Origin of the sequence: Chryseobacterium sp. R2ACT005, from assembly GCF_049949215.1 — a bacterium.
Taxonomy (GTDB): domain Bacteria; phylum Bacteroidota; class Bacteroidia; order Flavobacteriales; family Weeksellaceae; genus Chryseobacterium.
This window is the reverse complement of record NZ_CP188192.1, coordinates 1,459,889-1,484,562: the sequence shown is the minus strand read 5'-3', so window position 1 is coordinate 1,484,562 and position 24,674 is coordinate 1,459,889. Positions and strand designations below refer to the sequence as shown.

The following is a 24,674-nucleotide window of genomic DNA, read 5'->3' as shown; positions in this document are numbered from 1 at the left end:
ACACAATCATTGATAAAAAGAAAAATACTGTAATGAAAATATTTTTGACCCTCATCATAACGTGAAATAGCATTTAGTAATAACAAATATAGTGTTAAAAAGCCTTTGTGGAAACCGTTTTATATAAAAAATTCCGGCGCGGGAAGCTCTGCTTCCCGCGCCGGAATTAAACAATTTCAATTTAGTCTTTACGTATTATGCTTCGCAGGTATTATCCTTTTTGCAGCATCTTGAATGGAATTCTTTTTTGAATTTCCCTTTCAGTTCCTGATAGTCTTCATCATTCATTTCTCTGATCTTATCTGCCAGCCCGAAAGGTGATTTTTCCTTGATTCCATACTCATCAAAAATACCTTTGATAAATCTTTTTCTTTGTATTGCTTTTTTAGCGATTAAGGCTACGCCCACAACAGCTAATGCTCCCAGAGCTCCTTTTAATGCTGAATTTTTCATTTTTTCAAAATTTTAAATTTTACTACTTCTTGTTTTTTATAGAGACGAATGAATTTGCATTTTACTTTACTACTTCTTTAAAATTCTCAAATTATTCGTTGTTTCTGTTGAAGAATCCACCTGAACATTTATTCCTCCATACTTCTTTGAATTTTTCTCTTTCTTCAGGTGACCAGCTTTCCATTTTTTCTCTCATTTTTCTTTCCTTAAAATCTTTCATTCCTTTACCGAAATGGAAACCTCCAAAAAGAATTTTACTTAGGATCAGTATTCCCATTGCCTGCCAGAATGTGATGGCTTTTACTCCTAAAATCTCCGGGAGAAGGCAATTCCAAAGCAGCATTACAATCCATGTAACAGCGGCTAAAATTAATGGCGGGCATAACAATAAAAAAATCCAACCCTTTTTGTGTTTATAATTCATAATTTCTTTTTCTAACTTTTTAAATCTTCGTACAATTTTCTCAATCTGTTTCTCAAATGCTTCACAGCATAGTTTTTTCTACTGATGATGGTTTTGATGTTTTCTCCCTGTTCATCGGCAATCTCCTGGAGGGTTTTGTCGTTCAGTTCATTTTCTACGTAGACCAGTCTTTGTTTTTCGGGAAGTTCGTCAAGTGCCTCAAACAGCTTTTTCCAGATCTCATCCTGAAACATTTTTACCTCAGGACCTGCGCTATCGTCCAGTAAAAGGATATCCTTGATAGAAAAACTCCCGTCTTCATCCTCATATACGAAATCTTCAAGATTTTCTGTTTTCTTTTTACGGTAACGGTCTGTAATTTTATTCGCCGTTACCCTATATAGCCACCCACCAACATTTACAATCTCCGAAATATTTGTAAGGCTACTGAACTGATACCACACTTCCTGCAGAATATCTTCCGCATCCTCCGTGTTTTTCACTTTCGGACGAATATAGGACATCAGCTTCCCTCCGTAGTTGGAAACGGTCTGTGAGATGATGCTTTCTTTCTCCTTCTGTGGCATTGTTATTTTTTCGACAACCTCCATATTGCTATGACGGCCAGCCTTTTGGTTTTACTTTAATAAATTTAAAATATTTTTCTTATAATTTAATTTTTCTTTTATCCATCGAGTTTTTATTTCATGTTTTTTTAAGGAGCTATTTCCCGCTATCCGCTCATACTCCTCACGCCAAGCTGTCCCGCAACCCCAACCCTCCGACTCTCCCACCCATGCTCCGGGGTAACCGCTGCTATCAGGGCTAGGATGGAATACGGTGAGTTGGGATTCCACGCCCCACTCTATTTCGCTCTGAATAGCAAAAGTAGTTGGCAATTCATTCTAACTGTACAAGAACAAATTTTACCATAAAACTCTTTTGCCTGGCTCGTAATGACAAAAAAAACGGAAGACCCAAGCCTTCCGTTTCCGTTATTATTACATTAATCGTTTATTTATTAAAGTTCTCCGCAAAGAATCCTAACATTGATTTGTAAAGTTCTATTCTGTTCGGCTCTTTTCCAAATCCGTGTCCTTCATCATATTTTACCAGATAAGGAACTTCAAAGCCTTTGGCACGCATTGCTTTTACAATCTGATCAGATTCATTGATATTTACCCTTGGATCATTAGCTCCCTGTACTACAAATAAAGGTTTCTTGATCTTGTCAATCTGGAAAACAGGTGAAACTTCTTTAGCAATTTTCTCTTCTTCAGGATTGTCAAGGTCATACCAGATTTGTTTTACCATTTCTTTATAGGGTTTCCAATATTCCGGGAAGGAAGCAAAGAAGGTAAAAATGTTGGATACCCCTACGTAATCTACACCACAAGCATAGAGATCAGGAGTTTTGATCAGCCCCATCAGAGTGGCATATCCACCATGGCTTCCTCCATAAATGGCTACTTTATCTTTATCTACCCACCCTTGCTCAATGGCATATTTTACTCCATCTTCTACATCATCCATCGCTTTTCTTCCAATCTGTTTGTAACCAGCTTTCTGGAATGATTTTCCGTATCCTCCGGAAATTCTGAAGTTGACCTGAAGTGTGGCATATCCTCTGCTTGCAAAAAGCTGTGTTTCCGGATTGAATCCCCAGCTGTCTCTGATTCCCTGCGGGCCACCGTGAGGATTTACAATCAAAGGAACTTTTTTCCCTTCCAACGCGGCTTTAGGCAGTGTGATATATCCATGGATAGTCAATCCATCTCTGCTTTTAAATTCGATAGGTCTCATTTCAGCCATATCTTCTTCCTTCAGCTGAGGCATCAGGTTGTAAAGAAGCTTGGTCTGTTTGGTTTTTGTATCATATTCGTAATAGGTTCCATACAGCTTATCACTTCCTACAACAACCAGAAGTTTATCATTATTGTCATCGGAAGAAACAATGCCGAATTCCTTGTCTCCAAACTGAGACTTCAATTTGTCGTCTATTTCCTTATAAAATTTACTTACAGGAACTGTTTCTCCCTTGATTCCCTCATAGCTGATAAAATCCAGTTCATAGTTTCTGTTTTTACCGGCTGTACTTATAGAACTTACATCGTATACAGGATTAGAATAAATTTCTTTAATCACTGCATTTTTCTTTAGATCATACAGTACAATTCTGGCTTTATCACTATCCAGATTCGTCACTACATACGCTTCATCTTTATTTTTAGAATTTTCATTAAACTCTATAATACTGAAGGTATCAGACCAGTCTGCGGATTTGATCAGATTGAATTTTCCTGTCTGCAGATCTTTGTAATAAGTCTTTGTTGTCAATCCGTTTTCAAGAATGCTGTAGCCTCTCAAAGTCCCGTCTTTATCAAAAATATAGTCGTCAATAGGACTGTTGACATCTTTATTTTCATATAATTGGGTCATTTCTCCAGTAACATAATTGATTTTAAAAGGTTCAAAGATCTGCTTATTGTTTTTGTTCATGGTAACCACAACAAAGTCTGTATCTTTGATAGGAATGATCGACTGTACTTTTACTCCGTCAAAGGGTGTTAAATCCTTCTGATTTCCACCATCTGCATCTGTAGCATACAAATGAATATTCTCATTTCCTCCTCTATCCTGTGTGTAGTAAAGTCGTTTTTTATTCAGCCAGCCATACCCTCTGATCAGGTCATCTTTTTCTACGATGGCTTTAGTAATTTTTCCTGTACTCAGGTCTTTTACATAAACGTGGTTCTTTTTATCCTGATCTTTTTCTTTATAGGAAAGGTATTTTCCGTCAGGAGAAATTTTAAATGCCGAAGCTTTTGGTCTTGCAAAATAGTCTTCCACTTTGTATTTAAAGTTTCCTTTGTCATAAGAAATAAGTTTCTCAAGATTACCTTTGGAAGACGGTAAGGTAGGATCTCCCGGCAGTTTGGCAGTAGAGCTCTGTGCGTTGATCATAATGGTAGATAGTACAACAAGGGCTGTACCGAAAATGTTGTGATTTAGGTTCATAACTTCTGTTTTTAAGGTTCAAGTTATCAGAAAGCACTCATTTTTAAAACAATAGAAAACAAATGCATTATATAATAAGACATATGATACCCACAAAACGTTACACTCTTTTATCAATTAATTAAAAAAAATATCAATTATATGAAAAAAACAGCCTTAGTGACTGTCTTTTTTATCTAGTGTAAATAAATTCCGAAATACCATGTCCAGACAATTAAGATAATCTGCATGGGAATCCTTTGAGTATAAAGGTACTTCATTCCCGGGCCGGTGTAATCTGCTTTAAAAATATTAATCCTTTTCCTGGAAGACTTGATATTGGCAACAAAAACCAATACATAAAAAATGATCAGTAAAATTGCGGTAATTTCACGAATTGCCGGAATCATAAGCCCGATTCCCGCTGCAATTTCCAGTACTCCTGTACAATATACCCAAAACATTCTGGCAGGAATAAACTCCGGAATCATCATGGCCATCCCTTTTTGGAATTTAAAATGTGAAAAACCTGTAAATATGATAAATACAGCCATTCCCAGATTTCCTGAAAATATAAAATCCGGCTTTCCATGGAGCAAAAAAGTTCCCAGCAAAGCCAGAATAAATGTTGTAAAAAGTATTATGAGTAGTTTCATTTTTTAGGGGATAGGTAGCAGTAATTAGGGATTAGGGATTAGGGATTAGGGATTAGGGATTAGGGATTAGGGATTAGGGATGAAGGTAAAAGATTTGAGACTATGATTAGATAATCAACAATTTCAAACTTTAAATTCTAAACCTTGAACTTTAAACTTTGAACTCCTTTACACAGAATCAAGACTTACTCCTTCTGCAAGACTTTTCACGACCATCAGACCTTTTGTAAAGCCAGTGTTCATGTGATCTTCCCATTGTTTTTCAACCTGAACTTCAGCATGAAGTTTTGTTTTCCCACCAAAGTCTATTAAAAAATATTTTTCAAAGCTTCCGTTCCATTCCATTACTTCCTTGCTTTGGGTATCCTCTATTCCGTTTTTATCTACCATTCCCAGATGTTTAAAAACAATCTGATTGGGTTCTTCCAGGCTGTCTATGGTTGAAACCATTCCTTCTCCTTCAGCATTAAGAAAATAGGTCTTTCCGCCTACCTTCCAATCGGATTTCATGACAGATCCTGCACCGAAAAACAGGGTCCATTCACTATACGTTTCAGGATTCCAAAGAATGTCCCATACTTTCTGTAGAGGAGCATCAATTACTGTTTCATATGATAAAGTTTCCATTTTTTATATTTTTACAGTGATTTGGTTATGAATTACTTTCAATATCAGGTCTGTTTCAACCTGATGTGTTTAAAGCTGATTTTCTGAAAGGTGTTTAACGATGTTCATCGCTTTTGGAAATTTCTCTTCAAAAAAGTCTTTAAATTCGGGAGGAGTCTGTATTTCTGCTTTCAGCAGAGTTCCTTCTTCGTTTTCTTCAAGAAAATAAGCTTCCGTTGCTTCTCCCCAGTCCTGAGGAACTTCAATACCGTCATAAATTTCTCCCAGGTGCAGAAATTTTATTTCTTCGTTGGGAATAACTTTTTCTACCCTGCTGTACATTCCATTGTTTTTTGGGTCAAGAAATTTAACAATATTGTTCTCTTCAAGTGTTCCTTCATAGAAAGAACCTTCTGTAAATGCCGTTGTCCATTGCCTGTATGTAATATCTGCCCACAGGACGCTCCATACTTTTTCAGGTTCGGCATTGATTTCTATTTCATATGATAATCGTTCCATTTTATTTTAGGTATTTGGTTGTAGATAATGGGTGGCAAGTGATTGGGTTGGAATTGAAGGTTTTAAAGTAAGAGTGTATTAAACTACAATTTCTAACTTCCTAACTTCTCATTCTATCCTCCGACAAAATCACCTCCATTGATGTGAATGATTTCTCCTGTGATATAGCTTGCATCTTTAGAAGCTAAAAAAACATAAGCAGGAGCTACTTCCGACGGCTGCCCCGCACGCTTCAGCGGAGTATCTTTTCCAAATCTGGAAAGATCATCAAAAGCTTCTTTCACCAGCGGAGTCCATATAGGTCCGGGTGCAATTCCATTCACCAGAATTCCTTTTTCGGCAAGATTATCCGCCAGTGAACGGATAAAAGACAACACTGCTCCTTTTGTAGCGGCATAATCCAATAAATGATCGCTTCCACGGTATGCTGTGACAGAGGTTGTGCAGATGATTCTTCCTCCTTTTCCAATCAGTGGAAGAAAATTTCTGGTGAAAGAAATCATAGAAATGATATTGGTATCAAATGTTTCCTGAATCTGCTCATCAGAGATTTTTTCCAGGCTGCTTTTGGAAGTATGAATTCCTGCATTATTCACAAGAATATCAAGCTTCTTCCACTCTTTTTTAATCTTGTCTGCACACTTGGTCCTGAATGTTTTCCGGGTAAGATCGCCTTTTATAAGAAGGCATTTCTGTCCTTCTTTTTCAACCAGTTTTTTGGTTTCTCTGGCATCATCGTCACTTTCTCTATAGATGATAGCAACATCCGCTCCTTCTCTGGCAAAATGAACGGCTACAGCCTGTCCTATTCCACTGTCTCCTCCTGAGATTACCGCTTTTTTTCCAAGCAGTTTCCGACTTCCCTGATAATCGTTCCGGATAATTTCCGGAAACAGCCCTTCTTTAGGGACTTTTGACTTAGATTCTGATTTGTTCTGTGTTTTCATATGCAAATCTTTTCTCTAAATCACATCAAACAATACGCCGAAATAGATTAAGAATGATAAGCATCCTCCAAATCCTGAATGATAATTTTCTGCATTTTCATCATAGCCTGAACTACTTTATAGGCTTTTTCCTGATCAGAATCGTTCATTAGCTGAATAAGTCTTTTAGGCACTATCTGCCAGCTCAACCCATATTTATCTTTCAGCCAGCCACACATACTTTCTCTGCCACCATCTGCTGTCAGAGTGTTCCAGTAGTTATCGGTCTGCTGCTGGTTGTCCGTCATTACCACCAATGATATTCCTTCATTGAAATCAAACTGATGATCGTAAGAATTATCCATGCAGAATACGTTGTAATTGTCTATCGTAAAATGGGCATGCTGAACATTTTCTGCTGGTTCCGGGATGTCGTGCCCTTCACTTCCTGCTCCATAGGTCAATATGTTTCCTATGCTTGAGTTGGGAAACGTTTTGGTATAAAGTTCCATTGCCTCTTTTGCTTTTCCATTGTTCTGATGAATAAACATTAAGGTAGGAATTATTTTCTGCTCACTTGCTTTTTCACCCAAAAACAACTGCCATGTTACTCCATATTTATCCTGAACCCAACCGTATTTTGGACTCCATGAGTAAGATCCCAGCTCCATCAAAGCTATTCCGCCCTCCAGCAGCTGATCCCAGTATTTTTGTACCTCATCTTCTGTTTCACAAATTACCATGAAAGATATGGAAGGATTTTTTTTGAATTGCGGACCGCCATTCAGAAGCATCAATCTTTGTCCGAACAAATCAATATTCATCACTACAGGTGTATCTGCTGTAATCTCACCCCCAAAAACTTTACAATAAAATTCGGCAGACTGTTTGGCATCTCCGTCATACCAGAGACATGGGAAAATATCGTTATTCATAATTTTATATTTAAATGGATTGATTTATATTGTTTTTCTTTTTTCTTAGGGATAGTTTTTACCTGCTGAAATTTTACAGCAAAAGAAATCTTATGTCTTTACATTTAAAGGAAGCTGCTTCACTTTATCTGCAAGACATCTTAGATATGTCTGGTTATACTTTCTATGCTTCTTTAAAGCATACCTGATTTTCTTTCATAAAATTCTTCAGCTTTACCATCGTATTTTTCCCGAAACCATGAAGCTGCATAATTTCTTTCTCGGAATAATCTGAAAGTTTTTCCAAAGAATTTATTTTTTCTTTTTCTAAGGCTCTTCTTGCAGGTATTGCAATAACCCCATGAAGAAATTCTTCTTTAGGGTCATAATTAAAAGCATAAATGGAATTTAAACTCTTGGACATGATAACTAAATTGATCATGGCTACAAAAAATATTGTTAATGATTCTCAGCATACTTGTGGAAATTATTAAGAATAGCATACCAGCCATCTCGCTGCATTTCCACAGAATTTTGTTTTTCCGGATCGAAAATTTCAATAACTTTCGTTGTATTTTCATCTATTTTATCGAAAACAACTTCTACTTTCCGTCCGTCCTCCATATGATATTTGATCACCTCGTGAGGAATGATTTCATCATAAACGCCTTCAAAATCAAATCCGAAACTTTTGTCTTTAGCTTCCATTCTGTTTTTGAATCTGCCTCCTACCTTCAGGTCATTTTCAGAACTAGGACACTGCCAGCTTTCATGGGCAAAATTCCATTTTGTGATATGTTTTGGCTCATTGAAATAATTCCAGACTTTTTCAACGGGTGCTAAAATTGTAATGTCTATTTTAATTGGATCCATAGTTCTAATTTTTTTATAGTTTAAGTAAAGAGTTATAGCTGTCTCAAAAGTCAAATAATTTGTTTTTCGTCATTCTGACAAAGGAAGAATCTTACTGATAAACAAGTACTTGAGATTCTTCATTACCTTTCATTTCATTCAGAATGACACTTACGAGACAGCCACACCTCTTTTTATCATTAGTTAAATATAAGATTATTTTGCATATTCATCATTATAGTTCACCATCCAATGAACACCATATTTATCCTGAAAGCATCCGAAATAGTCTCCCCAAAACTGATCTTCAATCGGCATTTCTACATTTCCGCCATCAGAAAGTTCTTTAAAGATTCTGTCGGCTTCATTTCTGGAATCCGGGAAAATAGAAACATAATTATTATTTCCTACAGTCAGAGTCTGCCCAAAACCCGGTACAATATCTGATGCCATTAAAAGGTCACCTCCAATAGGCAAAGCAATGTGCATTACCCTGTTTTTTTCTTCTTCTGAAAGGTTTTCTGTACCGGGAGCATTTCCCATTTTATGAATTCCTCCGACGAATTCACCCCCGAAAACAGTTTTGTAAAAATTGAACGCTTCTTCAGCTGTTCCATCAAAATTCAGATACGGATTTAATTTAGCCATGATTTTTAATTTTAAAGTTATTATTATAAAATATAAGGTTCTATTGTTGATCCATTAAGGAATAATTAATTTAGTATGAATAGTAAATACAGCTTGATTGTTAAATCATTACAATTCACTGAGCTCCATTTCCTATTTTTCAAAATTCTTAATGGTTTATAAATTTTTCCACTTCTCTTACGGTAAAGTCTATTAAGTTTACATCAATACTTCCGTCAAAGTCAGGCATCATATAAACACCATGAGTTGCAGGAAGTATCATTAACCGGGAGCCTTTCACCAGACGCCACATCGCTGCAGCATGCTCCGGTTTCATCACATCCTGATCACCGCTGATGAATAATGTAGGTGATTGTATGGAAGCCAGCACCTCATCATCCCAGTCTTTAAACGTCTGCATCCGTTTGCAGTCTTTCTCAAAAAGGTTTTCCAGTTTTGAAAAATCAGGATTGAGATTTAAAAAATTAATTTTGAAAGGTTCCGGCATCGATTCAAAAGTTGCTTCCTGCATTCCTTCAAAAAAGCCGTCTATCATTCCGTTTCTTTTATAAAATGCTGAGGCAACGACCAGTTTTTCTACAATTCCGGGATGGCGGTGTCCAATCTGCATTACCGTACTTCCACCATTGCTGAATCCCCAGAAGGAAGCTTTTCCAATGTTTAATTCTGCTAAAAGTCCGGCAACATCGTCAGCATCCTGTTCAAATGTTTCAGGAATATCGCGGTGTTCACTGCGTCCGTGGTTTTGCAGATCGATCCCTATGAGCTGGAACTTGTCTTCCAGTCTGGCAATGACTTCTTTAAAATCATACAGAATAGAAGAACCTCCGCCATGGATTAAAACCAGGGGTTTTCCGGATCCATAGATTTCGTAATATAATTGGATTCCATTGACTTTTTTATAGCCTTTTTCTACCGGATTCATAATTAATATTTAAGATTTTCGTCCACATCATATTTCATTCCGGGATAGTCCAGAATTCTGCGCATCAGGCCTATCTGCCCGCAGAGATAATCTTCACGGCCGATACACATTCCGACAAAATTGAGTTTTGTCTCTTTAATAAACGGAATATTCATTCCTATTTCAAATATCTCATCCAGTTCTTCATCAGTTACTTCATAAAGTCTTTGGTATACTTTAGCAGAAATTTTATGAAAGTTTTCTTTTAATTCAGTTAAAGTTGGATATTTAAAGCTTTCATCCAGTGCTTTTCCCTGGAAAAACAAGTCACTGTAAGGGTCTTCTTCCTGTATTCCAAGCACCCAGCCTAAGCCATAGCGCATGTTAACAAAATTTCCTGCCATCCATACAATATGGTTGGTTTTATTTTCAATTCTTTTCAACGCGTCTTCTTCCGAAATGCCGTCCAAAACATTCATAAAGCTTTGGGAATGCATTCTGTAAGCCGGAATAACGAGTTCCATTTTTTTTGATTTTGGTGTGTCCATTTTAATTAGAGATTAGAAGTTAGAAATTAAAGGGTAAAGAGTCGGATAAACGCAAAGACACAAGGTTTCTATAAGCTGTGTGTTTTTAAGGCGCGAAGATTTTATCTTCGATAAAGTTGTACTCTTCTAAAAATAGCATGGAAAAATTTGACAGTTCATTTGTCATTCCAAGCGAAGCAAGGAATTTATTTTATAGCGCCCGGTTTTCCTAAAATTCTGCGGAGATAACCCAGTTGTCCGCTGTGGTAAATCTCATGAAGGCTTAGCGTTGAAATATCATTAACCATTTCAGGTTTAAAGCTCGTAAGAGTACCGAGTTTTGTTTCCAGCCTTTCCTGAGATTGTTTCAAGTAGGATTTTAAATCTTCAAAGCTGACCAATTCATCTTTCCGTTCCAAAGGAATTTCCCCTCTGTTATAGCATGAAAACTTTTCACTGTCCCAAACGGATTCTTCGCCTAGAATATTAAGAAAGGGATTTCTGATATGGATTAAATGCCCCAGAATCCAATTCATACAATTGGCTTCACCATTAGGAAAAATCATAGATTCTTCATGGGTAATGCCGTCAATATTCAAAGAAATCACCTGATAGTTGCTTACAACCTGATTCTTTATTAATTCTATATCGTTTGATATTGCTTCCATTGGATATGTATTTAATAAGTGAATGATAATGTTATTCTGCAGGCATCTGAGATACATCTCCATGCATCACTTCCCACTGATGGCCATTGATATCAGCAAAACTACTTTGATACATCCATCCGTAATCTACGGGCTCACCATATTTTGAGCCTCCGTTTCCAATGGCTGTTTTTACCATTTGATCTACTTCTTCCCGGCTGTTTACCCCAATGGCAAGAAGTACCTGTGTGGTATCTCCTTTAGCAAAAGGCCTGTTGGTAAAGGTTTGGAAAAATTCTTCTTTCAGAAACATCGTGTAAATATGATCTTTCTTCATTACTACACATATTGCCTTATCGTTTGAAAACTGTTCATTGATAGAAAAGCCAAGATCTGTCCAGAATTCTCTGGTTTTTTGTACGTCTTTTACGGGTAAATTGACGTAAATATCATTAATATTCATTTTGTAAATTTTAGTGGTGATTGTAGTTCAAAATTACCAGGATACGGTAAGAATATGCTTGTCATAGGACAAGATTTAATTTTTATTTGGATTTAATTATTCTGTTGGCATTTGAGATAGATCGGCAAAAGTGATATTCCAGCCGTGCCCGTCCAGATCCCAGAAAGAATTCTGATACATCCATCCGTAATCCTGAGGTTCTTCATGCTGCCACGCTCCGTTGTCTACAGCGGTATTCACTACTTTATCTACTTCTTCACGGCTGTTCAGCCCTACTGCTACAAGAACCTGACTGGTATTCTCTTTGGCAACAGGTTTATTGGTGAAGGTCATGAAATAATCCTCCTGCAGAAACATCACATAGATGGTATCATTCAACACAACACAGGTTGCTTTATCATCAGAGAATTGTTCATTAATCGAAAAACCTACCTTGGTCCAGAATTCTTTTGTTTTCTGTACATCTTTTACAGGAAGGTTCACATAAATTTGATTGACTTTCATTTTTTATAATTTTAGTGTTAATTTGTAATCCAAAATTACCAAGGTGCAATGAAAATCAACTTGTCATAAGGCAAGATTTAATTTTTCTTAGGATGGGAAACTATTTCTTTACGAATACGGCTTAAGGAGGTGTCTGTAACTCCCAGATAGGAAGCAATCTGCTTCAATGGCGCAAATTGTATGACTTTAGATTTTTGTTCCAGCAGATTAAGGTATCTTCTGGTTGCTGAGAGCGTGAACATTTCTACGGAGCGCTGTTTGTAGGCAAAAAGCTCCTGAGACATCCATGATCTTCCCCATTCCCTGAGATTTGGGATTTTATGGAACAATTCCTGGAACGTATCATAATCCAGCCTCCAGCATTCACAATCTGTAATACAAGCGATATTTTCCTGAGACGGAACTCGCTGAAACATTGACAAAACTTCAATAATCACTTCATTCTCTACGAAAAAATGAGTGGTTACTTCATTTCCGTTGAAATCATTAACATAGGAACGCGCCAATCCGTTTTCAAGAATATAATATTCATTGGCTGTTTTTCCTTCTTCAAGAATGAAATCACCTTTCTGGAAAGATGTTTTTTCATGAGCCTGAAATATTTCAGCAAGCTCTTCAGGGAAGAAGAAGGGAAAATCATAGCAGATTTCTAAAGCCTTATTGGTCATTGGTGTCAATTTTTTAAGTCTTTAAAAGTAAAATTTTTAATTGAATTAAGAGCAAAAAACATTAAACAAAGAACTCAGCACTTTTATAAAATGACACATACTACACTGAAATGAAAGAGATTTACAGACTGATATTTTTTAAACAACTATTTAAAAAATACTATTTTACCACCCCGTCAAAAATTCTTTGAATTTTTGCCACCCCTCCAAAGGATGGGAATAACTATTTGCCGATGATAGTAATTGTAGATTTTTTACAGGAGATATTTTTTAAAATAGAGAAAGTTGTATGGATTTTGGAGTGCTGGGTTTCTGAGCATCTCCAAATACGGTTTTTCCGCCAAAGCGCCAGGAGTTTTGTCTTTCTTCTTCAATGACCTGCTGGATATCAAAATCCGGAGTGAAGTCCTTTTCTGCTTCGGCAACGATCTGGTGAAGTTTATTTAAAGAGTTTAGCTTATCAGAATTTCCCAGTTTGGACTTTTCTATTCCTCTTCTGAGAATGCTGATACTTTCATCATAGGTATTGACAGGCACAGGGAAAGGATGTCCGTCTTTACCCCCATGAGCAAAGGAAAACCTTGCCGGATCGGCAAATCTTGACGGTGCTCCATGAATTACTTCACTTACCAAAGCCAATGACTGCATGGTTCTTGGTCCTACTCCTTCCAGCATGAGCAAATCTTCAAAATTCTGTGGCTGCTGTTCTCTGGTAACATACAGAAGTGCTCCCAGACGTTTCAGATCTACATCGGAAGCCTGAACATCATGATGGGCAGGAAGAATCAATCTTGCAAAATCTTTCATCACTTCTGCGGAATCGGTATGGGAAATATCTAAAATTCCTTTTCTATTCTCTGCAGCTTCAGTATCGGTAAGGTTAAGAATCTTTCCTCTTGAGATTCCGTTGATTCCTGTGTGAGGCTGCTCTACAAATGAAGTGATGTTTTCGGAATGCCAGTGATATCGTCTTGCTGTTCCATCCGATTCATGCATTCCCTGCTGAATAACACTCCAGTTTCCGTTATCTGAAAGAATGAAATTGTGCAAATACAACTGATACTCATCCTGAATGGCCGTATTATCTACTTTCGCAGAAAGTTTGCTGGCTCTTACCAGATCTGTTCCGTTAAGTCCGGTTTTATCTGCAATTCTGATTAACTCTGAAGGCGTTTCTCTGGAAAGCTTTCCTTTTCCACCACAGATATAAAGTCCCAGCGATTGCGAATTGGGATTAATGGAACGTTTCAGCGCTCCCATGACAGAAGTGGTAATGCCTGAAGAATGCCAGTCCATTCCCATTACCGCTCCAAAACTCTGAAACCAGAAAGGATCTGCCAATCGACGCAATACCTCATCTTTACCGTAATCCATGAGAATGACTTCAATAATGGAAAGTCCCAGCGACATACGTTCATACAGCCATGGCGGTACTTTGCCATAGTGAAGAGGTAAATCTGCTGTTCCGGAACGTTTCATTATATTTTTAAAAATGTAAAGTTAAGTTTTATTCCCCTTACTATTTAATGATCCGGATCATTAATTCTACTATTACAGTTATTGGATAAGGCTTGTAAAAGAAAAACCGGGATCACGCATTTCCAGTTCATTTTTACTGGATTCCTCCTGTGCTTCTTTAGCGTAGATAAACATTTTTTGTTCGTAAGCATCAATAGCTTCCTCTATGCTTTGATAGTTTCCTTCTATTAGATTTTCTGATAAAATTAAAGCATCCATCAACCCGCTATTTACTCCCTGTCCTGCAAAAGGCGGCATCAGATGAGCAGCATCACCAATAAGTGTTACAGGCAAAGAGCGGTTGTCTTTCCAGAGTTGGTCTAATGGGATCTTCCTTGTTGGCAGCCCTACAAAAAAGGAGGTTGACAGGAATAACTGCTGGTACAGCTCATTCCATGCAGAGAATCTTTTGGCGAGAAACTGACGAACCTGTTCTGTATTCTGAAAGTCCAGGGTACAGCAATCTTTCCATTCTTCGGGCTTTTTGAATATGACTCCATAAGTCAAAGCTCCATTATTAAAAGGATTAGCTACCAATAAATTGCCTTCAAAAGCAGCCATTGGTCTTTTTCCGTCACACCATTCGAAAAATTCAGGACAAGTTTTTTCAGGCTGAGGGATATCTCCCTGGATAATAAAAGTTCCGGTTTCTTCCACTTCCGTATCTGTCACATATTTTCTTACTCTGGACATTCCACCGTTGGCACCGATGACAAGATCGGCAGTTACATCGGGTTTGTCTTTAAAGTGAAGCAACCATTTGCCGTTATTTTCTTCCATTCCTGTAAAGTTCATATCCCAGATTACCGTATCATCTGCCAGACTATCCAATAATATTTCTCTTAAATGATTTCTGTTGATTTCCGGGTTGTCATATTGATTTTCAGGGGTGATTTCTTTCGTAAAAAGTATATTGCAGTGTTCATCAGAAACTTTGATTCCCATAGGCAGCGCCATCTCATAATATTTATCCAACAATCCAGCCTTTTTCATAGCTTTCTGTCCTGATTCTTTATGAAGATCCAATGTGCCGCCCCAAACTCTTGTCTGTGCATTGATATCTCTTTCATAGACTTTTACTTCAACACCTTTTTGCTGTAATAAAACGGCCATGGTTAAACCTACAGGCCCAGCGCCAATAATTGCTGCTTTTTTATGATTCAGTACCATAATTTTTAATGTATTTATTATAGTACAAAATTCCGGAATGCAATGGTATCACGCTTGTACAAATGCGACAAAATCATTGCTTAAGATTTGTTTTCTTTTTCTGGCTTCCCGTGCGAAAGCAGCAGGTGTTATACCACTGTACCGTTTAAATTCTCTGCTTAAATGTGATTGGTCTGTATATCCAAATTCCTGTGCGAGTGCAGCAATTGAAGCTTCCGGAGCGTGCCACAAACGGTTTCTTATCTGTTCAAAACGCATAATTCCGGATATATCCTTTACGGTATGACCGGAAGACTGCTTAAATTTTCTTTCCAGCGTACGAACTGTTGTATGGGCTGAATTTGCCACCTGATTGACAGGGATCGCTCCATTATTTTTTCTCATGGCAGCACCTGCTTTGAAGAGCAGACTGTCTATTGTAATCTGTGAATGTAATTTCAGAAAATATTGTTCTACCTGAGAGACAGCTTCCTCTATTTTCCTCTGATTGATGAGATCATTCAATATAGTTTGAAGCTGTACAACGGGATGTTCAAATGTATGGACTCCGTTTTCAGTTTTTTCTGATGACAGTCCCAACAAATCAAAAACAGTCCATGGAAAACACCTGATCCCGATAATTTCCAGTTGGTTTTGAGCATGAAAAAGAGCAGGCTGATTGAGCAGTCCCATAATGAACGGAGAAGGTAAATCCTGTAAAATTCCCTGATGGGTAATACTGCATCCACTTCCAAAATGAAAGATGATCTCGGCATAACCATCCGGCATCACCGTAAATCCGGACTGTTGTTCACCATAGTCTCTTCTATTATACCAAAAACATTTAATGGTATCCCTAAGTTCTTCCGGAACTGCAAACTCCTGATGTATATTTGAAAACATTGCTTTATTAATCGTGAGAGTACAGTTTCAGATCTTTATGTTTTGCTTCATTATATTCTTCTTCAAAGGTAATTTTATTTCCAAAAGGGTCAACTACAGTAAACGATACGGATCCGTAAAACGTTTTTTCAAGTCCGGGACGGTTATATTTATATTTTTTGTCAATAAGTTCTTTATGATATTCCGGAACGCCTTCACCCCAGACCGCAATCCTTGTTCCGGGCGTTCCATCTCCGTGATGTTCGCTTAAATGGAAAATCATGTTTTCTCTTTTCACTTCCATATAAACGGGAGTATTTTCATCAAAATAATGTTCCCAGACGATCTCGAATCCCAGCCATTCTACATAAAATTCTTTTGTTTTCTGATAGTCAAAAATTCTTAGTATAGGAATAATACGTTCTGCTTTCATTGTATGTTTTTATTGGTGAGACAAGATATTGATCAGTTTCTGAAATGGATCTTTAACGAAAAATCTGCGGACTCCCCAGTCTTCATCGGTTAGATGATAAGTAATTTCAAAACCGGCATTTTTCATTTTGTCATAGATTTCATCTACATTATCTACTTCAATGGAAAGATCGGGAACTTCTGTATTGTTTCCTCCCTGTTCGGCAAAACTGATCTGAATTTTTGCTTCTTCATCGTTTCCCAATGTTTTAATCCAGCCATGATCCATCAGAACATCCAGTTCCAGAATATCCTGATAAAACTGATTGGCTTTGGAAAGATCATCCGTTTTGATATTGGCTACAATTCTTTTTACCATTTTGCACTAGTTTTTCATTAAAAAAAGCCTTGTGAAATTACATAAAATTTCACAAGGCTTAATAAATTATTGTATTGTATCTTGTATTAAATGGAAGCTGCTGCTTCTAAAATCAACTGGGTAACTTCTTCAGGATGTGATGCCAATGAAGCATGTCCTGCATCCAGAGAGATTATTTTCTTAGGTTCAAGACGCTCTGCCATTTCTTTTTCAGTTTCTGCAGGGATCATACGGTCCTGCAATGAGATCTGATACCAACTTGGGCGTGTTTTCCATGCCGGTTCGCCCGCAACATCACCAAAACACTGACCATGAATAGGTTTTTGCGATAATGACATAACCAGTGCTTTTTCATCATCTAAATCCTGGCAGAAAGCAGATTTAAATTCATTGTATTTAATCCATAAAAAACCTTTGTTATCAGGATAAATGCTTGCTCCACCCGGTGATTCTCTTCTTCCTAACAGAGATCCCAAACTATCTCCGGCATCAGGTGCAAAAGCAGCAATATAAACCAATCCGGCTACTTTATCATGGTGCCCGGCTCCTGAAATAACGGCTCCTCCATAAGAATGTCCAACTAAAAGCACTTTCCCTTCCTGGGCATCAATAAGGTCTTTGGTCTTATTAATATCATCCTGCAGCGACGTTAATGGGTTCTGAACACTTCTTACTTTATATCCTGCTTTTGTCAATGAAGGAATCACGTATTGCCAGTGTGATCCGTCTCCCCATGCTCCGTGTACCAAAATAATGGTTAAATCTTTTTGTTCCATAATGATTGTGTTAGAATTTGATAATGGTAAAGCTACGGTATAAAATGTCGGTGGAAGTTAACTTAAGTTAATTTACAATACGGCTTCTTATACGGCTGAGTGACTGTTCTGTTATACCAAGGTAACTGGCAATATATTTCTGAGCGATTTTCTGAAAAAGAGCAGGTTGTTTTTTTACAAGATTAAGGTATCTGTTTTCAGGGGAAAAACACAGCAGGTCGTCGATCCGTTTCTTGGCATCCAGATAAATCTTTTCACTCATCATTCTCCCAAACTGCTGCCAATAGGCTTCTTTTTTATATAGATTCTGCAGATGATCTTTACTCAGCAATAATATTTCACAGTTTTCCAGCGCCTGAATATTCATATTGGAGACTGTATCACAAAGTATGCTTTCATAATCGGTAAAAAATTCATTTTCAAAATAGAATCCAAAATTGATTTCACGTCCCTGATCATTGATATAGAAAGACCTGATGGTTCCTTTTTTGATAAAGCCCAGATATTTGCATTTTTCTCCCTGCTTCAGAAAAAAGTCAGATTTTAAAAGCACTGTATCATGAAGTAAAGCGTAGAATTCTTTAAAATGATCTGAATCTATCTGAAAAAGTTCTCCGTATTTCTTGTAATGGTCTTGCATCATTTGGTGTTGTCGATTAGATTTTACATTCAAAAAAAGCCTTGCAAATTACATTCACAAGGCTTTTCTACAAAAATTATTTCTATTATTTCAATGCTGCAAGAGCTGCATCGTAATTAGGTTCGTCAGCAATTTCCGGAACCTGTTCCGTATATACTACTTTGTTGTTTTCGTCTGTAACGATCACGGCACGGCTCAATAACCCTTTCAAAGGAGAATCTGCGATTGTCACTTCATAATCATCTCCAAAGCTGCTTCTGAAATCTGAAAGTGTTTCAACATTATTCAACCCTTCAGCGGCACAGAATCTTCCTAAAGCGAATGGAAGGTCTTTTGAAACATTGATGATTACTGTATTGTCAAGTTTTGAAGCCTCTTCATTGAATTTTCTTGAAGAAGCAGCACAAGTAGGCGTATCAATACTTGGGAAAATATTGAATACTTTTTTCTTTCCTGCAAAAGTTTCAAGCGTTTTCACCGCTAATCCTGAATCTACCAATGCAAAATCTTTTACTGTGGTTCCTACAGATGGTAATGCTCCTATTGTGTGTACTTCGTTTCCTTTTAAAGTGATTGTCGTGGACATAATTTTATTTTTTTAGTTTTTCAAATTTAATCAAAAAAGAAAATTTTTCCCGACTTATTATGGTTAAATTAATCTTAAAGTGAAAATAAAACTTTTTCACCTGCTCATCGGTTTTCAAACAAAATTACTTACGCACCTGCGCTCCTAAAAAAATTAAGTTTCAGACTGCAAAAGTTCAATACCTGAAATAATAGAATTATTTTTAGAATTAATGGCAGCACATCCGGAAGCAATACAATTGCACAGATATAAAATTAAAGATATAAAAGCCACTTTTTTATGGAAATATCCTAAATAAAACAATGATATTTACTAAATTTGTGGGACTTAAAATTTCAAATAAAAAATAACAGTATAATGTCAGAAAAATCAAAAATCTATTACACACTTACTGATGAAGCTCCAATGCTGGCTACTCACTCGTTTTTACCCATTGTAAAAGCTTTCACAAAATCAGCAGATATCGAAATCTCGGTTCCGGATATTTCTTTGTCAGGAAGAATTCTTGCCAACTTCCCTGAGTTTTTAAAAGACGACCAAAAAATAGGTGATGCTTTGGCTGAACTAGGCCAACTGGCAACTCAACCTGACGCTAATATCATTAAGCTACCTAACATTTCTGCTTCTGTACCTCAACTGGATGCAGCAATCGCTGAACTACAAGGTAAAGGTTTCGCCGTTCCAAACTATCCTGCAGAACCTAAAAATGATGATGAAAAAGCAATCAAAGCTAAATATGCTAAAGTATTAGGAAGTGCTGTAAACCCTGTATTAAGAGAAGGAAACTCTGACAGACGTGCTCCAAAAGCTGTTAAAAACTATGCAAAAGCAAACCCTCACAGAATGGGTGACTGGGCATCTGACAGCAAAACTGACGTAGCTCACATGAACAATGGTGATTTCTACGGTACAGAAACTTCTACAACATTAGAAAACGCTACAAAATACAAAATCGTATTCAAAGGAAACGACGGTTCTGAGTCTGTATTAAAAGACTTTGCAGGTCTTCAGGCTGGTGAAGTAATTGATTCTTCTGTAATGAACTTAAAGGCATTAAAGGCATTTGTTCAGGAAGCGATTGAGGAAGCTAAGAAAAAAAATGTACTTCTTTCTGCCCACCTTAAAGCTACGATGATGAAAATCTCTGATCCTATCATTTTCGGGGCTATCGTTGAGACATTCTTCAAAGAAGTATTTATTAAATATGCTGAGACTTTCAAGTCTTTAGACATCAATCCAAATAACGGTCTTGCTGATCTTTTTGATAAAATCAAAGGAAATGCTCAGGAAGCTGATATCAAAGCTGATATTGAAAAAGCTCTTGCTGCAGGACCTAGAGTGGCAATGGTAAATTCTGACAAAGGAATTACGAATTTCCACGTACCTTCTGATATCATTGTTGATGCCTCTATGGCTGCTCTTGTAAGAGGCGGAGGTAAAATGTGGAACAAAGAAGGAAACGAAGAAGATACAGTGTGTATCATTCCGGACCGTTCTTACGCTGGTTTCTATCAGTCTGTAATTGACGATATGAAAGCGCACGGAAAATTAGACCCTACAACAATGGGATCTGTTCCAAACGTAGGTTTAATGGCTCAAAAAGCTGAAGAATATGGTTCTCACGATAAAACTTTCCAATTAACTGCTGACGGAACTGTAGAAGTTCAGGATGAAGCTGGAAACGTTCTTCTTTCTCAAAAAGTAGAAAAAGATGATATCTTCAGAATGTGTCAGACAAAAGATGCTCCTATCCAGGACTGGGTAAAATTAGCGGTAAACAGATCAAGATTATCTGATACTCCGGCTATCTTCTGGTTAGACAAAGGAAGAGCTCACGATAGAGAAATCATCAAAAAAGTAGAAAAATATCTTGCTGATCATGATACAACAGGTCTTGACATCAGAATTCTTGATGTAAAAGATGCCATGACTGAAACGCTGAAGAGAGCAAGAGAAGGTAAAGACACTATTTCTGTTTCCGGAAACGTATTAAGAGATTATTTAACTGACCTTTTCCCTATCCTTGAGCTTGGTACTTCTGCAAAAATGCTTTCTATCGTTCCATTGATGAACGGTGGTGGTTTATTTGAAACAGGCGCCGGAGGTTCTGCTCCGAAACACGTTGAGCAGTTCTTAGAAGAAGGATACTTAAGATGGGATTCTCTAGGTGAATTCTTAGCACTTCAGGCTTCTTTAGAGCACCTGGCACAAACTCAGGGAAATACAAAATCTCAGGTTTTAGCTGATGCATTGGATGAAGCTAATGCTAAGTTCTTAGCTACAGATAAATCTCCTGCAAGAAAAGTAGGTCAGATCGACAACAGAGGTTCTCACTTCTATTTAGCAATGTACTGGGCTGAAGCGTTGGCTAACCAGACTGCTGATGCTGAACTGGCAGCTAAGTTTGCTCCTGTTGCACAGGTAATGCAGGAAAACGAAGAGGTAATCAATGCAGAATTAATAGGTGCTCAGGGTAAACCTCAGAACATTGAAGGATACTACAAAACTGATACGTATAAAACATATGCAGCAATGAGACCTAGTACCGTTTTAAATGAAATTATTGACGGAATCTAATTTTTCGTTCTGATATAGATAAAAAGCTCCTTTTTTTAAAGGGGCTTTTTTTGTTTCTAACTACTCTGTCAAAAATATACCGATAAAGACCACCCCGTCAAAAATTCTTTGAATTTTCGCCACCCCTCCAAAGGAGGGGAATAATAAACACGTACTTACTCATCAAGGTAAACATCGGCAACTCCCTAATCCCTACAACCTATCACCTGCAACCTAATATCTGCCATCTCACCTACCTATCCTCAACAATCACTCTCCTATGCTCCCTCCCCCAGTTAATCATTTCCATAATAATATTTCCAAAGGTTCTGCAGTATGCTGTGGGTTCATATTCTATTAAAACGGGAGTTTCCGGGTAAACGGTACGTTTTAACAGTTTATTCATTTCCATATCTTTCAGTTCTTTTGAAAGCATTCTGGTGGTAATTCCGGGAATACTCCTTTCAATTTCCCTGAAACGTCTGTTCCCATTACAAAGTGAATTGATCACAGGAATTCGCCATTTCCCTCCGATAAAATAAAGGGTATCCTGTAAAGCTCTAAGTTCTTCTGTCTGATCTCTTTCCATAGTTGCAAAGTTAAGTGATATCATGAATGATACTGGTATACTCTGTGATACTGATTACAAAAGTATACCATTTTGAAATAACTTTGTCAAAAATTTTACAATGAAAAAATTAAGCAATAAACTGGCTATCGTAACAGGAGGAAACAGCGGCATCGGATTCGCTGCCGCAAAAGAACTTATTTCAGAAGGAGCAACGGTTATTATCACAGGAAGACGAAAGGAAGCTGTAGAAAAAGCCGCTCAGGAACTTGGAGCCATCCCTTTCATCGCAGATCAGGCAAACCTTAATGATATTGATCTTTTAAAGGAAGAAGTAGAGAAACAGTTCGGGAAAATAGATATCCTGTTTATTAACGCAGGAATTACAGGAAGCCTGACTCCAATTGAGAATATGGATGTCGAAAATTTTGATCAGGTGATGAACATCAATTTCAGGGGTGCATATTTTACATTAAGCAAATTCATTCCTTTATTGAATGACGGCGCTTCTGTCATATTTTTATCATCTATTGTGGCTTCTACTTATAAACCCAACAGTTCAGCGTACCAGGCAAGTAAAGCCGCATTGAACTCGATTGCAAAAACAGCAGCAGCAGAATTAGCTCCAAGAAAAATCAGAGTGAATATGATAAGCCCCGGTCCTATAAAAACCGAGATTATGAGCAAAGCCGGTCTTGATGAAGAAACTTTAAAAAATATTCAAAATCATCTCATAGACCAGATTCCATTGAAGAAAATGGGAGCCGCTGAAGAAGTTGCCAAACTGGTTACCTATTTGTCAGATGATCAGATTTCAAGTTACGTCACCGGAACCGAAATTGTGATAGACGGCGGTATTACTTTATAAATAATAGGTTTAATCAAATCCTGGTAACATAATTACCGGGATTTTTCTTGTGTATTTTCGGGACTTAAAATTCTGTATTCACCTTTTGATTTGTCCGGTTAAGCCTGTTTTCCGTTTCGCGGCATATACCATCCATTTACTTTTGATCCAGAAATAAAAACAATACTCATTATGGATACCGTAAAGAAAAAAAGAAACCCCATTGCTATCGTATTTCTGGCTATACTAGGAATCTTCGGAGGGTTGCAGCTATTCAGCAAACCCCTGGAAGGAAAACCTGTTACAGGAAAAATTGAAGCACCAAGGGAAGTGATCAGTATTCTTGAAAACTCATGCTTTAGTTGTCATTCCAATCAGCAAAACCTCAGCTGGTATGATAAAATTGCCCCTGTTTCCTGGGCTGTGAATAAAGACATCAGGAGAGCCCGGGAAGTCCTGAATTTTTCAGAATGGGAAAAACTATCTCCTGCTGAACATCAGGGAAATATGTATGCAATTCTTAATATGATGCAAAGCGGAAAAATGCCTCTTCATGAATACACTCTTCTGCATCCATCTGCTAAGATTACCCCAAAAGATATTGAAATCATTAAAAAATATACACTTTCATTATCTTCAGTAAATCCGGCAGCACAACATAAGAATGAACCTCAACCCTCTTCCACTACCTTTGTTTCAGCTCCCACAAATTTTCCGGTTTCACCCAATGGAGTTCAGTACACTCCTGATTTTAAAAACTGGAAAGTGATCAGTATGAGTACGCTGTTTGACAAATCCATCCGTGTCATCTACGGAAATGATATTGCTGTAAAAGCTGTAGAAACAGAAAACTTTCATCCATGGCCAGACGGAAGTATTGTCGTAAAATCCGTATGGAAACAGGAAGAACTTTCTAACGGGGAAATCAGACCTGGAAAATTTATCAATGCTCAGTTTATGGTAAAAGATTCCCATCAATATAAAGATACTGAAGGCTGGGGATTTGCAAAATTCTCCGGAGATGATCTTCATCCTACAGGAAAAACTGCATCTTTTGCTAAAGAATCATGCATCGCCTGCCACAGACAGCTCGCAGAAAAAACAGGCTATCTTTTTGATGTTCCGATGAAAGTAAATACACAAAGATTAATCCAAAATTTACAAAAAAAATGAAAAATACCATCCTGATTTTACTGGTGAGCCTTGTTGCTCTTACCTCTTGCAGCAAAGAAAATAACGATAAAGATAATGGGCTTTCAAGGGTTGTTTTTGACCCCGGCCATCTTAAATTCATTTCCAATTCTTTAAATCCTAAAAAAGAAACAATGTCCGCTTTATACGGCAATGAAAAGGCTTTGGAATCTTTATCGAAAGAAAGCCAGACACCGGAAGTTGGTGCTGCTATGAAACTGGTGACCTGGAAATATCACGACAACCCTCAATATATTGGTGGTACCATCACGGGTGAATTGGTAAGTATCGAAACAGTTCAGACCGATCAGTCGGGAAATATTTCTTATGCTGTTAAAGATGATCTTACAGAAAGCAGTTCTCCTGATAAAGAAGAAAGAATAAAGTACTTCATGAGCTACCGTCCTGTTAGCAGACCATAACAGATGTCCCTCACTATTTATCATAATATTTTCAATAAAAAGCATTAATTTAACCTTTTCAA

The 24,674-nt window shown here is 37.3% G+C and carries 31 protein-coding genes; 4 read left to right on the top strand and 27 right to left on the bottom strand.

Annotated features, from left to right (window positions below; all coding sequences use genetic code 11):
• Window positions 1–195: 195 nt before the first annotated feature.
• The 26 genes from ACPF63_RS06785 to tpx form a co-directional block, all read right to left on the bottom strand.
• On the bottom strand, window positions 196–453 hold the full coding sequence (locus tag ACPF63_RS06785) for a hypothetical protein (RefSeq protein ID WP_047385468.1): 258 nt from the start codon (window positions 451–453) through the stop codon (window positions 196–198).
• Window positions 454–544: 91 nt separating this feature from the next.
• Entirely contained in the window at window positions 545–877 is a 333-nt protein-coding gene (locus tag ACPF63_RS06780) for a hypothetical protein (RefSeq protein ID WP_047385469.1), read from the bottom strand.
• 11 nt (window positions 878–888) lie between these two features.
• Entirely contained in the window at window positions 889–1,443 is a 555-nt protein-coding gene (locus ACPF63_RS06775) for an RNA polymerase sigma factor (protein ID WP_228720129.1), read from the bottom strand.
• A gap of 427 nt (window positions 1,444–1,870) precedes the next feature.
• A complete protein-coding gene (locus ACPF63_RS06770) occupies window positions 1,871–3,874 on the bottom strand; it encodes a S9 family peptidase (RefSeq protein WP_077416516.1) in 2,004 nt (667 codons plus the stop codon).
• Window positions 3,875–4,050: 176 nt separating this feature from the next.
• Complete coding sequence (locus tag ACPF63_RS06765) at window positions 4,051–4,509, bottom strand: DoxX family protein (protein WP_426482484.1); 459 nt, start codon at window positions 4,507–4,509, stop codon at window positions 4,051–4,053.
• Between the two features lie 168 nt (window positions 4,510–4,677).
• On the bottom strand, window positions 4,678–5,136 hold the full coding sequence (locus tag ACPF63_RS06760) for an SRPBCC family protein (RefSeq protein ID WP_426482483.1): 459 nt from the start codon (window positions 5,134–5,136) through the stop codon (window positions 4,678–4,680).
• Between the two features lie 69 nt (window positions 5,137–5,205).
• On the bottom strand, window positions 5,206–5,634 hold the full coding sequence (locus tag ACPF63_RS06755; RefSeq protein WP_077416511.1) for an ATPase: 429 nt from the start codon (window positions 5,632–5,634) through the stop codon (window positions 5,206–5,208).
• Between the two features lie 113 nt (window positions 5,635–5,747).
• Entirely contained in the window at window positions 5,748–6,581 is an 834-nt protein-coding gene (locus tag ACPF63_RS06750; protein WP_426482482.1) for an SDR family oxidoreductase, read from the bottom strand.
• 47 nt (window positions 6,582–6,628) lie between these two features.
• Entirely contained in the window at window positions 6,629–7,495 is an 867-nt protein-coding gene (locus ACPF63_RS06745; protein ID WP_426482481.1) for a VOC family protein, read from the bottom strand.
• A gap of 163 nt (window positions 7,496–7,658) precedes the next feature.
• A complete protein-coding gene (locus ACPF63_RS06740) occupies window positions 7,659–7,898 on the bottom strand; it encodes a hypothetical protein (RefSeq protein ID WP_228408796.1) in 240 nt (79 codons plus the stop codon).
• A 35-nt stretch (window positions 7,899–7,933) separates the two neighbouring features.
• Window positions 7,934–8,347, bottom strand: a complete 414-nt coding sequence (locus ACPF63_RS06735; protein ID WP_219072864.1) for an SRPBCC family protein — start codon at window positions 8,345–8,347, stop codon at window positions 7,934–7,936.
• A 195-nt stretch (window positions 8,348–8,542) separates the two neighbouring features.
• Complete coding sequence (locus tag ACPF63_RS06730) at window positions 8,543–8,974, bottom strand: VOC family protein (protein ID WP_047377588.1); 432 nt, start codon at window positions 8,972–8,974, stop codon at window positions 8,543–8,545.
• 148 nt (window positions 8,975–9,122) lie between these two features.
• Entirely contained in the window at window positions 9,123–9,899 is a 777-nt protein-coding gene (locus ACPF63_RS06725) for an alpha/beta fold hydrolase (protein ID WP_426482480.1), read from the bottom strand.
• A 2-nt stretch (window positions 9,900–9,901) separates the two neighbouring features.
• Window positions 9,902–10,402, bottom strand: a complete 501-nt coding sequence (locus ACPF63_RS06720; protein WP_228408794.1) for a DinB family protein — start codon at window positions 10,400–10,402, stop codon at window positions 9,902–9,904.
• A gap of 209 nt (window positions 10,403–10,611) precedes the next feature.
• The gene (locus ACPF63_RS06715; protein WP_426482479.1) at window positions 10,612–11,073 is read right to left on the bottom strand and encodes a hypothetical protein; all 462 of its coding nucleotides are present in this window, start codon (window positions 11,071–11,073) and stop codon (window positions 10,612–10,614) included.
• 31 nt (window positions 11,074–11,104) lie between these two features.
• Entirely contained in the window at window positions 11,105–11,515 is a 411-nt protein-coding gene (locus tag ACPF63_RS06710) for a VOC family protein (protein ID WP_077416499.1), read from the bottom strand.
• Between the two features lie 96 nt (window positions 11,516–11,611).
• Window positions 11,612–12,019 (bottom strand): VOC family protein, encoded by a 408-nt coding sequence (locus ACPF63_RS06705; RefSeq protein WP_077416497.1) that lies wholly within the window; start codon window positions 12,017–12,019, stop codon window positions 11,612–11,614.
• Window positions 12,020–12,096: 77 nt separating this feature from the next.
• Window positions 12,097–12,687: a Crp/Fnr family transcriptional regulator gene (locus ACPF63_RS06700; RefSeq protein WP_426482478.1), complete on the bottom strand. Its 591-nt coding sequence runs from the start codon at window positions 12,685–12,687 to the stop codon at window positions 12,097–12,099.
• 270 nt (window positions 12,688–12,957) lie between these two features.
• Window positions 12,958–14,166, bottom strand: a complete 1,209-nt coding sequence (locus ACPF63_RS06695; RefSeq protein WP_426482477.1) for a DUF763 domain-containing protein — start codon at window positions 14,164–14,166, stop codon at window positions 12,958–12,960.
• A gap of 78 nt (window positions 14,167–14,244) precedes the next feature.
• Window positions 14,245–15,375: an FAD-dependent oxidoreductase gene (locus ACPF63_RS06690; protein WP_426482476.1), complete on the bottom strand. Its 1,131-nt coding sequence runs from the start codon at window positions 15,373–15,375 to the stop codon at window positions 14,245–14,247.
• 48 nt (window positions 15,376–15,423) lie between these two features.
• Window positions 15,424–16,257, bottom strand: a complete 834-nt coding sequence (locus ACPF63_RS06685) for a helix-turn-helix domain-containing protein (protein WP_426482475.1) — start codon at window positions 16,255–16,257, stop codon at window positions 15,424–15,426.
• Window positions 16,258–16,264: 7 nt separating this feature from the next.
• On the bottom strand, window positions 16,265–16,669 hold the full coding sequence (locus ACPF63_RS06680; RefSeq protein ID WP_426482474.1) for a glyoxalase superfamily protein: 405 nt from the start codon (window positions 16,667–16,669) through the stop codon (window positions 16,265–16,267).
• Window positions 16,670–16,678: 9 nt separating this feature from the next.
• The gene (locus ACPF63_RS06675) at window positions 16,679–17,026 is read right to left on the bottom strand and encodes a VOC family protein (protein WP_077416486.1); all 348 of its coding nucleotides are present in this window, start codon (window positions 17,024–17,026) and stop codon (window positions 16,679–16,681) included.
• A gap of 86 nt (window positions 17,027–17,112) precedes the next feature.
• A complete protein-coding gene (locus ACPF63_RS06670; RefSeq protein ID WP_077416484.1) occupies window positions 17,113–17,802 on the bottom strand; it encodes an alpha/beta hydrolase in 690 nt (229 codons plus the stop codon).
• A gap of 67 nt (window positions 17,803–17,869) precedes the next feature.
• Window positions 17,870–18,445, bottom strand: coding sequence for a Crp/Fnr family transcriptional regulator (locus tag ACPF63_RS06665; protein ID WP_426482473.1), 576 nt, complete (start codon window positions 18,443–18,445; stop codon window positions 17,870–17,872).
• Window positions 18,446–18,527: 82 nt separating this feature from the next.
• On the bottom strand, window positions 18,528–19,028 hold the full coding sequence (gene tpx / locus ACPF63_RS06660) for a thiol peroxidase (RefSeq protein WP_077416481.1): 501 nt from the start codon (window positions 19,026–19,028) through the stop codon (window positions 18,528–18,530).
• 357 nt (window positions 19,029–19,385) lie between these two features.
• On the opposite strand from tpx, the gene ACPF63_RS06655 reads away from it, so the two are divergent.
• Window positions 19,386–21,605 carry an NADP-dependent isocitrate dehydrogenase gene (locus tag ACPF63_RS06655; RefSeq protein ID WP_077416479.1) on the top strand — a complete coding sequence of 740 codons (2,220 nt, stop codon included), beginning with the start codon at window positions 19,386–19,388 and terminating at the stop codon, window positions 21,603–21,605.
• 232 nt (window positions 21,606–21,837) lie between these two features.
• Here ACPF63_RS06655 and ACPF63_RS06650 read toward each other — a convergent pair whose 3' ends face one another.
• The gene (locus ACPF63_RS06650) at window positions 21,838–22,173 is read right to left on the bottom strand and encodes a winged helix-turn-helix transcriptional regulator (protein ID WP_426482472.1); all 336 of its coding nucleotides are present in this window, start codon (window positions 22,171–22,173) and stop codon (window positions 21,838–21,840) included.
• A gap of 100 nt (window positions 22,174–22,273) precedes the next feature.
• On the opposite strand from ACPF63_RS06650, the gene ACPF63_RS06645 reads away from it, so the two are divergent.
• The 3 genes from ACPF63_RS06645 (at window position 22,274) to ACPF63_RS06635 (ending at window position 24,612) form a co-directional block, all read left to right on the top strand.
• On the top strand, window positions 22,274–23,020 hold the full coding sequence (locus ACPF63_RS06645; protein WP_180563991.1) for an SDR family oxidoreductase: 747 nt from the start codon (window positions 22,274–22,276) through the stop codon (window positions 23,018–23,020).
• Window positions 23,021–23,191: 171 nt separating this feature from the next.
• The gene (locus ACPF63_RS06640; protein ID WP_426482471.1) at window positions 23,192–24,172 is read left to right on the top strand and encodes a heme-binding domain-containing protein; all 981 of its coding nucleotides are present in this window, start codon (window positions 23,192–23,194) and stop codon (window positions 24,170–24,172) included.
• Window positions 24,169–24,612: a hypothetical protein gene (locus tag ACPF63_RS06635; protein WP_426482470.1), complete on the top strand. Its 444-nt coding sequence runs from the start codon at window positions 24,169–24,171 to the stop codon at window positions 24,610–24,612. Before ACPF63_RS06640 ends, ACPF63_RS06635 begins: the two co-directional genes overlap by 4 nt.
• The last annotated feature ends 62 nt before the right edge of the window (window positions 24,613–24,674 follow it).

Excerpts from the sequence above, each read along its gene's own strand:
- ACPF63_RS06695 (WP_426482477.1), bottom strand. The coding sequence starts at position 14,166 with ATGAAACGTTCCGGAACAGCAGATTTACCTCTTCACTATGGCAAAGTA.
- ACPF63_RS06755 (WP_077416511.1), bottom strand. The coding sequence starts at position 5,634 with ATGGAACGATTATCATATGAAATAGAAATCAATGCCGAACCTGAAAAA.
- ACPF63_RS06640 (WP_426482471.1), top strand. The coding sequence starts at position 23,192 with ATGGATACCGTAAAGAAAAAAAGAAACCCCATTGCTATCGTATTTCTG.
- ACPF63_RS06775 (WP_228720129.1), bottom strand. The coding sequence starts at position 1,443 with ATGCCACAGAAGGAGAAAGAAAGCATCATCTCACAGACCGTTTCCAAC.
- tpx (WP_077416481.1), bottom strand. The coding sequence starts at position 19,028 with ATGTCCACGACAATCACTTTAAAAGGAAACGAAGTACACACAATAGGA.
- ACPF63_RS06655 (WP_077416479.1), top strand. The coding sequence starts at position 19,386 with ATGTCAGAAAAATCAAAAATCTATTACACACTTACTGATGAAGCTCCA.
- ACPF63_RS06685 (WP_426482475.1), bottom strand. The coding sequence starts at position 16,257 with ATGTTTTCAAATATACATCAGGAGTTTGCAGTTCCGGAAGAACTTAGG.
- ACPF63_RS06725 (WP_426482480.1), bottom strand. The coding sequence starts at position 9,899 with ATGAATCCGGTAGAAAAAGGCTATAAAAAAGTCAATGGAATCCAATTA.
- ACPF63_RS06710 (WP_077416499.1), bottom strand. The coding sequence starts at position 11,515 with ATGAATATTAATGATATTTACGTCAATTTACCCGTAAAAGACGTACAA.
- ACPF63_RS06720 (WP_228408794.1), bottom strand. The coding sequence starts at position 10,402 with ATGGAACTCGTTATTCCGGCTTACAGAATGCATTCCCAAAGCTTTATG.
- ACPF63_RS06675 (WP_077416486.1), bottom strand. The coding sequence starts at position 17,026 with ATGGTAAAAAGAATTGTAGCCAATATCAAAACGGATGATCTTTCCAAA.
- ACPF63_RS06735 (WP_219072864.1), bottom strand. The coding sequence starts at position 8,347 with ATGGATCCAATTAAAATAGACATTACAATTTTAGCACCCGTTGAAAAA.
- ACPF63_RS06765 (WP_426482484.1), bottom strand. The coding sequence starts at position 4,509 with ATGAAACTACTCATAATACTTTTTACAACATTTATTCTGGCTTTGCTG.
- ACPF63_RS06770 (WP_077416516.1), bottom strand. The coding sequence starts at position 3,874 with ATGAACCTAAATCACAACATTTTCGGTACAGCCCTTGTTGTACTATCT.
- ACPF63_RS06635 (WP_426482470.1), top strand. The coding sequence starts at position 24,169 with ATGAAAAATACCATCCTGATTTTACTGGTGAGCCTTGTTGCTCTTACC.
- ACPF63_RS06645 (WP_180563991.1), top strand. The coding sequence starts at position 22,274 with ATGAAAAAATTAAGCAATAAACTGGCTATCGTAACAGGAGGAAACAGC.
- ACPF63_RS06670 (WP_077416484.1), bottom strand. The coding sequence starts at position 17,802 with ATGGAACAAAAAGATTTAACCATTATTTTGGTACACGGAGCATGGGGA.
- ACPF63_RS06750 (WP_426482482.1), bottom strand. The coding sequence starts at position 6,581 with ATGAAAACACAGAACAAATCAGAATCTAAGTCAAAAGTCCCTAAAGAA.
- ACPF63_RS06705 (WP_077416497.1), bottom strand. The coding sequence starts at position 12,019 with ATGAAAGTCAATCAAATTTATGTGAACCTTCCTGTAAAAGATGTACAG.
- ACPF63_RS06745 (WP_426482481.1), bottom strand. The coding sequence starts at position 7,495 with ATGAATAACGATATTTTCCCATGTCTCTGGTATGACGGAGATGCCAAA.
- ACPF63_RS06730 (WP_047377588.1), bottom strand. The coding sequence starts at position 8,974 with ATGGCTAAATTAAATCCGTATCTGAATTTTGATGGAACAGCTGAAGAA.
- ACPF63_RS06690 (WP_426482476.1), bottom strand. The coding sequence starts at position 15,375 with ATGGTACTGAATCATAAAAAAGCAGCAATTATTGGCGCTGGGCCTGTA.
- ACPF63_RS06740 (WP_228408796.1), bottom strand. The coding sequence starts at position 7,898 with ATGTCCAAGAGTTTAAATTCCATTTATGCTTTTAATTATGACCCTAAA.
- ACPF63_RS06680 (WP_426482474.1), bottom strand. The coding sequence starts at position 16,669 with ATGAAAGCAGAACGTATTATTCCTATACTAAGAATTTTTGACTATCAG.
- ACPF63_RS06715 (WP_426482479.1), bottom strand. The coding sequence starts at position 11,073 with ATGGAAGCAATATCAAACGATATAGAATTAATAAAGAATCAGGTTGTA.
- ACPF63_RS06760 (WP_426482483.1), bottom strand. The coding sequence starts at position 5,136 with ATGGAAACTTTATCATATGAAACAGTAATTGATGCTCCTCTACAGAAA.
- ACPF63_RS06785 (WP_047385468.1), bottom strand. The coding sequence starts at position 453 with ATGAAAAATTCAGCATTAAAAGGAGCTCTGGGAGCATTAGCTGTTGTG.
- ACPF63_RS06650 (WP_426482472.1), bottom strand. The coding sequence starts at position 22,173 with ATGGAAAGAGATCAGACAGAAGAACTTAGAGCTTTACAGGATACCCTT.
- ACPF63_RS06700 (WP_426482478.1), bottom strand. The coding sequence starts at position 12,687 with ATGACCAATAAGGCTTTAGAAATCTGCTATGATTTTCCCTTCTTCTTC.
- ACPF63_RS06665 (WP_426482473.1), bottom strand. The coding sequence starts at position 18,445 with ATGATGCAAGACCATTACAAGAAATACGGAGAACTTTTTCAGATAGAT.
- ACPF63_RS06780 (WP_047385469.1), bottom strand. The coding sequence starts at position 877 with ATGAATTATAAACACAAAAAGGGTTGGATTTTTTTATTGTTATGCCCG.